We start from the raw sequence: 10,717 nt of genomic DNA, 5'->3' as shown, positions 1-10,717 counted from the left end.
CACCACACCCACCCCCCCCCCCCCCGCCCCCCACCCCCCCCCCGCCCCGTTTGTTGGGCGGGCCGCGGCCGATTGGGCCCCCACCCACCCTCCGGGCGCCGCGGACCACCGATGCACCTTCGGAGGAAAGCACGTGGTGACTCAGAAAACAGCACGGCCCACGCTCCAGGACCGATTCACGCGTGAGGAGGGCACCCTTCATCTCACCGGGATCCAGGCACTCGCCAGGCTCCCGCTCGACCTGCGCCGGTCGGACCTGCGCGCCGACCGCAGCACCGCCGGTTTCGTGTCCGGGTACGAGGGGTCTCCCCTGGCCGGCTACGACATGGAACTCGAACGCCGCCGGTCACAGCTCGACGCGCACGACATCGTCTTCCGCCCCGGGGTCAACGAAGAACTGTCCGCCACGGCCGTCCAGGGCACACAGCTCGCCGCGATGCAGCCGGACAAGCGGATCGACGGCATCACGGGCATCTGGTACGGCAAGTCCCCCGGCCTGGACCGGGCCTCGGACGCCATCCGGCACGCCAACCTGATGGGCACACACCCCGACGGCGGCGTACTCGCCCTCGTCGGCGACGACCCGGCCGCGAAGTCCTCGACCGTGCCCGGAGCATCCGAACTGCTCCTGGCCGACCTCGGGATCCCCACCCTCTACCCGTCGGACCCGCAGGAAGCGCTCGATTTCGGACTGCACGGCGTGGCCATGTCCCGTGCCAGCGGGCTGTGGGTCGCCCTGAAGATCGTGCTCGGCCCGTGGTTCAGGCCCGTCTTCCGTGTCCTCGCGGCGATGCGCCATGCCAGGGGCACGCGGCTGGACCCGTTCGGCGCGGCCGGGATGCGACGGGTCGAACGGGCGTTGGTCGTCGAGTACGAGGACATGATCGCCCGGGCGTGCCTGGCACTGGGCCCGCACAACCACGCCCTGACGGTCGAACTCGCCGAACTGCCCGACATGGTGCGGGGGTACGAGGAGATCAAGACGGCCGCAGTCGCCCGGTACCGTGCCGAAGCCGCCCGGCTCCTGGAACGGCTCGGGCAGCCGCTCCAGGACGCTGCCGCGAAGGGCACAACGGCCCCGTAGTCGCAGGGCGGCCCCGGCATCGGGGCCGCCCGGGCCCTCGCCTCGGACGGGCGGCCCCAGGGCCTCTCGTCCGGATCATGCCGGGCTGATCCGGACGAAAGACCCTAGCGGCGCACCTTGCGGGTGGCTCGCAGCCATTCCTTGTTCATGGCCGAGATCGACGGCAGCGGGATGCCCTTGGGGCAGGCGGTGGCGCACTCGCCGGTGAGCGTGCAGCCGCCGAAGCCCTCGCTGTCCATCTGGCCGACCATGTCGAGCACCCGCGTCTCACGCTCCGGCGCGCCCTGCGGAAGCACGTTGAGGTGGTTGACCTTGGCCGAGGTGAAGAGCATCGCCGAACCGTTGGGGCAGGCCGCCACACAGGCGCCGCAGCCGATGCACTCGGCGTGCTCGAAGGCGAAGTCGGCGTCCGGCTTGGGCACGGGGGTGGCGTGTGCCTCGGGGGCCGTGCCGGTCGGGGCGGAGATGTAGCCGCCCGCCTGGATGATCCGGTCGAAGGCCGAGCGGTCCACCACCAGGTCCTTGACCACCGGGAAGGCGGAAGCGCGCCACGGTTCGATGTCGATCGTGTCGCCGTCCTCGAAGGACCGCATGTGCAGCTGGCAGGTGGTGGTGCGCTCGGGGCCGTGCGCGTCGCCGTTGATGACGAGGCTGCAGGCGCCGCAGATGCCCTCGCGGCAGTCGTGGTCGAAGGCGACGGGGTCGTCGCCGGCGAGGATGAGCTCCTCGTTGAGGGTGTCGAGCATCTCCAGGAACGACATGTCCTGCGAGATGCCGTCCACCTCGTAGGTGGACATGGCGCCGGGTGCGTCGGTGTTCTTCTGGCGCCAGACGCGCAGGGTGAGCTTCATGCGTAGCTCCGCTGAGTGGGGTGGACGTACTCGAAGACGAGGTCTTCCTTGTGCAGGACGGGGGCCCGGCCGGTGCCGGAGAACTCCCAGGCGGCGGCGTAGGAGAACTCCTCGTCCCGGCGGGCGGCTTCGCCGTCCGGGGTCTGCGACTCCTCGCGGAAGTGGCCTCCGCAGGATTCGGCGCGGTGCAGTGCGTCGAGGCACATGAGCTCGGCGAGCTCCAGGTAGTCGACGATGCGGTTGGCCTTCTCCAGCGACTGGTTGAACTCCTCGCCGGTGCCGGGGACCTTGATGCGGCGCCAGAACTCCTCGCGGATCTGCGGGATCCGGTCGAGTGCCCTGCGCAGCCCGTCCTCGGTGCGGGCCATGCCGCAGTGCTCCCACATGAGTTCACCGATCTCGCGGTGGAAGGAGTCGGGGGTGCGGTCGCCGTCGACGGCGAGCAGCAGGTTCAGCCGGTCCTCGGTGTCGGCGACGGCCTCCTCGACGGCGGGGTGCGAGGCGTCGACCGGCTCGTGGTGCGGATTGCGGGCCAGGTAGTCGTTGATCGTCGACGGGAGGACGAAGTAGCCGTCGGCGAGGCCCTGCATCAGCGCGGACGCGCCGAGCCGGTTGGCACCGTGGTCGGAGAAGTTGGCCTCGCCGATGGCGAAGAGGCCCGGGACGGTGGTCTGGAGGTCGTAGTCGACCCAGAGGCCGCCCATCGTGTAGTGCACGGCGGGGTAGATCCGCATCGGGGTCTCGTACGGGTTCTCCGCCGTGATCCGTGCGTACATGTCGAAGAGGTTGCCGTACTTCTCCTCGACCTTGTCCCGGCCCATCCGCTGGATGGCCTCGGCGAAGTCCAGGTAGACGCCCTGGCCGCCGGGGCCGACACCGCGTCCCTCGTCGCAGACGTTCTTCGCGGCGCGCGAGGCGATGTCCCGGGGCACCAGATTGCCGAAGGCGGGGTAGATGCGCTCCAGGTAGTAGTCGCGCTCGTCCTCGGGGATCTCGCCCGCGGGGCGGTCGTCGCCCTTGGCCTTCGGCACCCAGATCCGGCCGTCGTTGCGCAGCGACTCGCTCATCAGGGTCAGCTTGGACTGGTGGTCGCCGGTGCGTGGGATGCAGGTGGGGTGGATCTGGGTGAAGCAGGGGTTGGCGAAGTACGCGCCACGGCGGTGGGCGCGCCAGACGGCGGTGGCGTTGGAGTTCATGGCGTTCGTCGACAGGTAGAAGACGTTGCCGTAGCCGCCGCTGGCCAGGACGACCGCGTCGGCGAAGTACGTGTCGATCTTCCCGGTGACGAGGTCGCGGGCGACGATCCCGCGGGCCTTGCCGTCGACGACGATCAGGTCGAGCATCTCGGTGCGGGCGTGCAGTTCCACGTTGCCCGCGGCGATCTGCCGCGACAGTGCCTGGTAGGCGCCGAGCAGGAGCTGCTGGCCGGTCTGGCCGCGGGCGTAGAACGTGCGCGAGACCTGGACGCCGCCGAAGGAGCGGTTGTCGAGGAGACCGCCGTACTCCCGGGCGAAGGGGACGCCCTGGGCGACGCACTGGTCGATGATCTCGACGGAGATCTGCGCGAGCCGGTGGACATTGGACTCGCGGGCGCGGAAGTCGCCGCCCTTGACGGTGTCGTAGAAGAGCCGGTGGATCGAGTCGCCGTCGTTGCGGTAGTTCTTCGCGGCGTTGATGCCGCCCTGGGCGGCGACCGAGTGGGCGCGGCGGGGCGAGTCCTGGAAGCAGAACTGGACGACGTGGTAGCCCTGTTCGGCCAGGGTCGCACCGGCCGAGCCACCGGCGAGGCCGGTGCCGACGACGATGACGGTGTGCTTGCGGCGGTTGGCCGGGTTGACCAGCTTGGCCTGGAAGCGGCGGGTGTCCCAGCGCTCCGCGACGGGGCCTTCGGGGGCCCTGGTGTCGACGACGGGCTCGCCGGTCTCGTAGTGCGAGTAGTCGGTCATGTCAGCTCACGACTCCGGTCATGACGGCGACGGGTACGGAGATGAAGCCCAGCGTCAGCACCGCGGCGAGGGCGTTGGCGATGGTCTTGAGGGCGCGGTCACGGGTCGCCCTGCCCGCGCCGAGGGTCTGGGCTGCGCTCCAGAAGCCGTGCTGGACGTGGAGTCCGAGGGCGAGCATGGCGACGATGTAGATGGTGTTGCCGTACCAGGTGGAGAAGGTGTCGATGACGTTCTGGTACGGGTGCCCGGACTGGAATCCGCCCGGGTGCACGGTGCCCGTCGTCAGGTCGAGGATGTGCCAGACGATGAAGAGGGCGAGGATGATCCCGCCCCAGCGCATCGTCCGGGTGGCATAACTGGCGCGCGGCTTCTTGTGCACGTACTTGGCGGGGCGCGCCCGGATGTCGCGGCGGCTCAGCTGGTACGCGGAGACGGCGTGCAGCACCACCGCCGCGACGAGCACGACGCGGACGATCCACAGGGCCCACTCGTAGTGCAGGAAGGGCTCGCCCATGGTCCGAAGCCAGTGCGCGTAATGGTTGAACTCGCCGGACCCGAAGAAGATCTTCAGGTTGCCGATCATGTGGACGACCAAGTAGAGGAGCATGATCAGGCCGCTCACGGCCATGACCGTCTTCTTGCCGAGGGACGAGTCCCAGAGCGTACGCGTCATGGACGGCCGTCGGTCCGTCCGGGTTGCCAATGCCATGGACACGACGCTAGGACCGATCCACCTCATCAGTCCAAGACATGGGATGGCTCATGTTCATAGGCTTGGACTATCGTGGCCGATCGAGGTGGGCGTATGCAGTTCCAGCAGCTGATGTATTTCGTGGCCGTGGCCGAGACCCGGCACTTCACCCGTGCCGCCGAGGAGGTGCATGTCTCGCAGCCCTCGCTCTCCCAGCAGATCCGGGCGTTGGAGAGTGAGCTGGGGGCGGAGCTGTTCAGCCGGGCGCGCGGCAACATCACGCTCACCGACGCGGGCGAGGCCCTGCTGCCGCTGGCCCGCCGGATCCTCGCGGACGCGGACACCGCACGCCACGAGGTGCAGGAGCTGGCTCAGCTGCGCCGGGGCCGGGTCCGGCTCGGTGCCACGCCCAGCCTCTGCACCGGCCTGCTCCCGGACGTGCTGCGTGCCTTCCACGACCGGCATCCGGGGATCCAGCTGTTGCTGGAGGAGGGCGGCTCGCTCGACCTGGTACGGGAGCTGGCGCGCGGCGCGCTCGATCTCGCGCTGGTGGTGCTGCCGCTGCCCGCCGCGTCCCCCGCTCTCACGACGGTGGAGCTGCTCCAGGAGGACCTGGTCGTGGTGTCGTCAGCGCGGGCCCCGCGGCCCGGCCGGGGCGGGAGCGTACGGATCGCCGACCTCCAGGGCGAGCCGCTGGTGATGTTCCGGCACGGGTACGACCTGCGGGAGCTGACGGTCGCCGCCTGCCGGGCGGAGGGCTTCGAGCCGTCGTTCACGGTGGAGGGCGGCGAGATGGACGCCGTGCTCGGCTTCGTCCGGGCGGGGCTCGGGATCGCGGTGGTGCCGAGCATGGTCGCCGGCCGGTCCGGCCACGATCTGCGGACCACCCCGCTGGCCCGTCCGGGGCTGCGGCGCACGATCGCGCTCGCGCACCGCAGCGACGTGGCTCCGCCGCGCGCGGCGCGCGAGCTGCAGAAGGTGCTGCTCGCCGCCGGGCGGGCCTGAGCAGGCCCGCCCGGCGGGAGCGGAAGCGGGGCGTCGGGGCGGGCGGGGCCCGCCCGCCTCACACCGCGTCGGCCAGCAGCAACGAGTGGATCCGGTCCGGCGCGCCCGGCCGGGCGTAGTACCAGCCCTGCGCAGTGTCGCAGCCCAGCTTGCGCAGCTGTTCGGCCTGGGCGCCGGTCTCCACGCCCTCCACCGTGACCGCGAGGTCCAGGCTGTGCGCCAGGGAGACGATGCCCTCGACGATCTTCAGATCGACCGGGTCCGCCGGATGCTGCTGCATGCCCATGGTGAAGGAACGGTCCAGCTTGAGCACGCTCACCGGCAGCCTGCGCAGATTCGCCAGGTTCGAGTACCCGGTGCCGAAGTCGTCGAGCGCTATGTCGACCCCCATTTCGGCCAGTTGTCGCAGCGGCTTGAGCAGGTCGTCGTCCGCGCCGATGAGCGCGGACTCGGTGACCTCCAGGCAGAGCGCCCCGGGTTCGAGCCCCGAGCGCTCCAGCACGTCGACCGTCTCGGCGACCAGCCGCGGATGGTGCAGCTGGGTCGGTGAGAGGTTGACGTTGATCCGCAGCGGGCCGCCGTCGGTGTGCCGCTCCTGCCAGTAGTTGGCCTGCCGTACGGACTCCTCCAGCACCCAGCGGCCCAGCGGCACGATCAGTCCGGTGTGCTCGGCGAGCGGGATGAACCGGTCCGGGCCGAGCACCCCGTGCTGCGGATGGCACCAGCGCACCAGCGCCTCCGCACCGTGCACGGTGCCGTCGCCGAGGTGGACGAGCGGCTGGTACTCGATGAAGAATTCGCCGCGCTCCAGAGCGGCGGGCAGTGCGGTGGTCAGCCCGTGCCGGGTGATGGCGCGGGCGTCGGCCTCGGCGTCGGCGAGTTCGAACCGGTTGCCGCCCGCCGACTTGGCCCGGTACATCGTGATGTCGGCGCTGCGCAGCACCTCGGCGGCGTTGCGTTCGCGGGCGGGTCCTTCGACGATCCCGATGGAGCCCCGTACGGTCAGCTCACGGCCGTCCAGGCGGATCGGGGAACCGAGCACACCGAGGATGCGGCAGGCCAGTTCGACGACCTCCGTCTCGGTCCCGGGTCCGGTGGTCAGGGCCACGAACTCGTCGCCGCCGAGCCGCGCGACCATCTCGCCGGGCGCGGTCGCACAGCTCTGCAGCCGGTCGGCGACCTCGACCAGCAGCCGGTCCCCGGACGCGTGGCCGAGGCTGTCGTTGATCGCCTTGAAGCCGTCCAGGTCGAGGTAGCAGAGGCCGAAGCGGCTGCCGTCCTCGGCGGACAGTGCCTTCTCCAGCCGCTCGAAGAACAGCGTCCGGTTGGGCAGGCCGGTGAGCGCGTCGTGGGTGGCCTCGTACCGCAGCCGCAGATTGAGCAGCCGGCGCTCGGTGGTGTCCTCCATCAGCGCCAGCTGGTACTGCGGTTCGCCCTCGGCGTCACGCAGCAGCGACACGGTCAGATTGGTCCACAGCACGGTGCCGTCGTTGCGGTAGTACGGCTTCTCGACCCGGTAGTGCTCGCGTTCGCCGCGTACCAGCTCGTCGTAGTACTTCCACACGTTCGGCGAGTCCTCGGGGTGGACCCACTCGTTGACCTTGTGGCTGCGCACATGGTGGTCGAGCCCGCCGAACATCCGGGTGAGGGTGTCGTTGACCTCCAGCACATTGCCGTCCAGGTCGGCGATGCCGATGCCGATGGCGGCGTCCTTGAAGACGGCGCGGAACCGTGCCTCGGTCGCGTGCAGGGCGTGTTCGGCGTCGGTGCGGGCGGTGAGCGCGGAACGCGCGATGGCCTCCTGCTCGGCCAGGGTCCGTTCGCGCAGCGCCTGGGTGAAGCCACCCGCGAGGGTGTGCTGGATCCGGGCGCAGCGGGCCCTGCTGTCCTCGGTCGACAACGCCGTCACGCCGTTGCTTCCGCAGTAGAGCACCAGGTACGAGTCGATCACGCCGAGCGTGCTGCTGAGCGCGTCCGGATCGGTGCAGTGCGCGGAGACGAGGGCGGCACCCACCTCGCCCGCCGGCGCCGCGTCGAAGGGCCGGGCGTGCAGGATGCCGCTGAGATCGCGGGCCAGCGGCAGCAGATGCTGTTCGAACTCGGTGCGCGTCAAGGAGGTGGCCGTCGAGGGGAAGATGGCCCGGCTCCATATGGTGGCGAATCTCCGGAGCCGGTCCTCGGGACCGTCGGGCTCCGTGTCCGGCGCACCGGACGACTGGGCGGGGATGCTCACGCCTTGCGTCCCACTCCCGCGAAGCCCGAGAACGCGAATGGGTCCTCCTGCTCCGTCACCACCGGTGCGTCCGGCCGCCAGTGCGGCATCGACACGAGGCCGGGCTCGACCATCTCGTATCCCTCGAAGAAGCGGGCGATCTCGGCACGGGACCGCATGACCAGGGGATTGCGGATGTTCCTGTAGACCTCGACCATGCCGCCCGCCTCTTCCCGGGTGAGCGGAATGCCCTCGTACGAGGCGTGGGTCATGATGATGAGGCTGCCGGGGGCGAGCGCTTCGCGCAGTTCGGCGACCGCGCTCTGCGGGTCGTCGGAGTCCTCGATGAAGTGGAGCACCGCGACGAGCAACAGGGCCACCGGGCGGTCCAGGTCGAGCAGTCCGGTGATCTCCGGGCTTTTCACGATCTCCTGCGGGCTGCGCAGATCGGCGGCGGCGATCACCGCCCGGTCGTTTCCTTCGAGTACGGCCCGGCTGTGCGCGACCGCGACCGGGTCGTGATCGACGTACGCCACCCGGGCCTCCGGGTCTGCCGCCTGGGCGACTTCGTGAACATTGCCGAAGGTCGGTATTCCGGAGCCGATGTCCAGAAACTGACTGATGCCCTGGCTCACCGCGTAACGCACGGCTCGGCGCATAAAGGCGCGATTCGCCTGCATGATCTTGGGGAGTCCAGGCATGAACTCCATGGCCTTGCGCGCCGCTTCCCGGTCCACCTCGAAATTGTGCGATCCGCCCAGATAGAAGTCGTACATGCGAGACACGCTCGGCACCGAAATGTCTATGCCTTGCGGTGCCCAGGCGGGACGCTCCATCAATGTCTCCAACAAGTCGCCACGGCGATCCGGCCATGTTCATGGTCAGTGTTGACCAGAGGCTACTGATCGACTGCCAAGAGAGCGAGCGGAAACGGAAATTAGCCGTCCGTTATTGGTCACACACCAGTGGCATGTGCAACCACGCCGTCGCTGCGTGTGACATTCGTCGCCGAACGGGTCCGGATGATGTGACGCCGGGCACCACGCGCCGCCGTGGCGTTGGCCGTTGATGAATCCGGTGATGCGGCCGGTTTCGCATCGGGGGATTAGGTCTGGACCGGATGGCGGCCGATGTCCCGGCAGTTGAGTCCTCCGGGTCGATTGATGGTGACAAATGCCTTGGCGGCGATGCCTTTGGAAGCATTCTTTACCAATGAGGCAATGCCCGGTCACTTCAACGGACACTTCATCGGCCGCTTGATCGGGCGTCCCATCGGGCGTCCCATCGGACGCTTCGAGCAACGGGAGCCCGCACGGGGGCCGATCCACCGGTCCGGCCGGGGAGCCGCGTCAACATCCGTACGGCTCACCCCAGTTACGCGGGGCGCCCCCGCCTCCCACAACGCCGGGCACCGCCCCCGCCCCCGCCGGGTCCGCGCTGGTCCCGAGCACTCCCCCGGCGGCAAACACCCGCCGCCCCGGATCCCCACCATCAGGCGAAACACGACCTCCCCCCGCGTGTCCCGCGACCGGCCGGAACATGCTCCCGGTCGTGTACGGATCACTCATAGGACGGCTCACGGCAGCCGTCGCTCTTCTCTGGCTGCTCTCCGCCCCGGCGCCCGCCGTCGCGGACAACTGCGCATACGCCTCCATCGGTGAGAACGGGGGCAGTTCGTCGGTCGCCACTTCGGGCGACGGAAGTTGCCACGCGGGCCCGATTCCCGAGCCGACGCCACCACGCACTCCACGACCGGCGCCGCCGCCCCCCTCTCCCCCGCCGCCTCCGCCTCCGCGACCCGAACCGCCGCGTCCGGAGCCGGTGCCCGTACCGCCGCCCCCTGTCCCTGCCCCTTCACCCACACCCACACCCACACCGTCGCCCACACCACCTCCGTCGCCCTCCCCGTCTCCGTCGGTACGTCCCACACCCCGGCCCGTGGCTCTGCCCACCTACCGCAAGCCACCGCGCAAGGTCGTGCGGCGCGGCACCTCCCTGGTCAACCTCACCCTGCTGGTCACGGCGCCCGCGGTCTTCGCCGTCGCCGTACTGCGTCCCCGCTCCCGCTGACCTCCGGAGGATCACCATGTCGGAATGGCTTGTTCTCGCCCTCGCCATGGCGGCGGCCAGCGCCGTCGTCCTGACCATCGCCGTGCTCAACAACCGCCGGATCGGAGAGGACGACGATCCGTCCGAGACCCCTGACGTCATCGAGTACATGACGATGATGATCGGCGTGGTCTACGCGATCGTGCTGGGCCTCGCCATCGCCGGCGTCTGGGAAGGACGTGGCGCCGCGCAGGAATACGTACGTCAGGAGGCCCAGGCACTGCACGAGGTGAGTGTCCGCTCCGCCGTCTACCCCGCCGATGTGCGCTCCCGCATCCGCGCCGATGTCGATGCCTACGTCCACCATGTCGTCCACGACGAGTGGCGGGCGATGAGCGAGCACGGTGCCCTCACCGCCGAGGGCACCCGACTGCTCGCCAAGGTGCGCGCCGATGTCACCCAGTACCGGCCGAAGAACGACCACGAAGGGCAGGCATATCAGCCACTGGTCGACGAGGTGGCCGCGGCCGACGACGCTCGCAGCGCACGTGGGCAGAGCGCCGGCGCGACCATGCCGGGCGTGGTCTGGTTCGGCCTGATCATCGGAGCCCTGGTGACCGTGGGGCTGCTGTTCACCTTGCAGATCCGCAGAACCTTCCGCGAACTCCTGTTGGCGGGCCTCTTCAGTGTTCTGATCGCCTTTCTGCTGTTCCTGATCTGGGACTTCGACTCCCCGTTCGGCCGGGAGATCTCGGCGACCGCGGCGCCGTTCCTCGATCTGTTCCCCCGTGCGGCGGGCGGATAGCGGTCCGTCAGATCACGGGCGGTGGGGCGCCCCGGGGGACCCCCCCCCCCCCCCGCGCGCCCCCCAAGCGCCCC

At 69.8% G+C, this 10,717-nt stretch carries 9 protein-coding genes; 4 read left to right on the top strand and 5 right to left on the bottom strand.

The window, feature by feature from the left end:
- Positions 1-136 precede the first annotated feature (136 nt).
- On the top strand, positions 137-1,084 hold the full coding sequence (locus ACFVH0_RS25355; protein WP_385823651.1) for a DUF6537 domain-containing protein: 948 nt from the start codon (positions 137-139) through the stop codon (positions 1,082-1,084).
- A 104-nt stretch (positions 1,085-1,188) separates the two neighbouring features.
- Here ACFVH0_RS25355 and ACFVH0_RS25350 read toward each other — a convergent pair whose 3' ends face one another.
- From ACFVH0_RS25350 to ACFVH0_RS25340, 3 genes are read right to left on the bottom strand one after another with little or no spacing between them, the layout of a single operon-like run.
- On the bottom strand, positions 1,189-1,935 hold the full coding sequence (locus tag ACFVH0_RS25350; RefSeq protein ID WP_385823649.1) for a succinate dehydrogenase/fumarate reductase iron-sulfur subunit: 747 nt from the start codon (positions 1,933-1,935) through the stop codon (positions 1,189-1,191).
- Positions 1,932-3,881, bottom strand: a complete 1,950-nt coding sequence (locus ACFVH0_RS25345; protein WP_385823647.1) for a fumarate reductase/succinate dehydrogenase flavoprotein subunit — start codon at positions 3,879-3,881, stop codon at positions 1,932-1,934. The genes ACFVH0_RS25350 and ACFVH0_RS25345 overlap by 4 nt, the downstream gene beginning before the upstream one ends.
- Before the next feature lies 1 nt (position 3,882).
- Positions 3,883-4,590: a succinate dehydrogenase gene (locus ACFVH0_RS25340; RefSeq protein WP_385823645.1), complete on the bottom strand. Its 708-nt coding sequence runs from the start codon at positions 4,588-4,590 to the stop codon at positions 3,883-3,885.
- 96 nt (positions 4,591-4,686) lie between these two features.
- Here ACFVH0_RS25340 and ACFVH0_RS25335 point away from each other — a divergent pair, with 96 nt between their 5' ends.
- Positions 4,687-5,577, top strand: a complete 891-nt coding sequence (locus ACFVH0_RS25335; protein WP_385823643.1) for a LysR family transcriptional regulator — start codon at positions 4,687-4,689, stop codon at positions 5,575-5,577.
- Positions 5,578-5,635: 58 nt separating this feature from the next.
- Here the strand turns inward: ACFVH0_RS25335 and ACFVH0_RS25330 are convergent, their stop codons facing one another.
- Positions 5,636-7,810 (bottom strand): putative bifunctional diguanylate cyclase/phosphodiesterase, encoded by a 2,175-nt coding sequence (locus ACFVH0_RS25330; protein WP_385823641.1) that lies wholly within the window; start codon positions 7,808-7,810, stop codon positions 5,636-5,638.
- A complete protein-coding gene (locus ACFVH0_RS25325; RefSeq protein WP_385823639.1) occupies positions 7,807-8,625 on the bottom strand; it encodes an SAM-dependent methyltransferase in 819 nt (272 codons plus the stop codon). The genes ACFVH0_RS25330 and ACFVH0_RS25325 overlap by 4 nt, the downstream gene beginning before the upstream one ends.
- A gap of 1,102 nt (positions 8,626-9,727) precedes the next feature.
- On the opposite strand from ACFVH0_RS25325, the gene ACFVH0_RS25320 reads away from it, so the two are divergent.
- A complete protein-coding gene (locus ACFVH0_RS25320) occupies positions 9,728-9,859 on the top strand; it encodes a hypothetical protein (RefSeq protein ID WP_385823637.1) in 132 nt (43 codons plus the stop codon).
- Positions 9,860-9,875: 16 nt separating this feature from the next.
- Positions 9,876-10,643, top strand: a complete 768-nt coding sequence (locus tag ACFVH0_RS25315; protein ID WP_385823635.1) for a hypothetical protein — start codon at positions 9,876-9,878, stop codon at positions 10,641-10,643.
- The last annotated feature ends 74 nt before the right edge of the window (positions 10,644-10,717 follow it).

The sequence above is a fragment of the Streptomyces sp. NPDC127117 genome (assembly GCF_042677325.1).
Lineage (GTDB): Bacteria > Actinomycetota > Actinomycetes > Streptomycetales > Streptomycetaceae > Streptomyces.
Note: the sequence above shows the minus strand (reverse complement) of the source record. Positions and strands in the feature narration are given on the sequence as shown.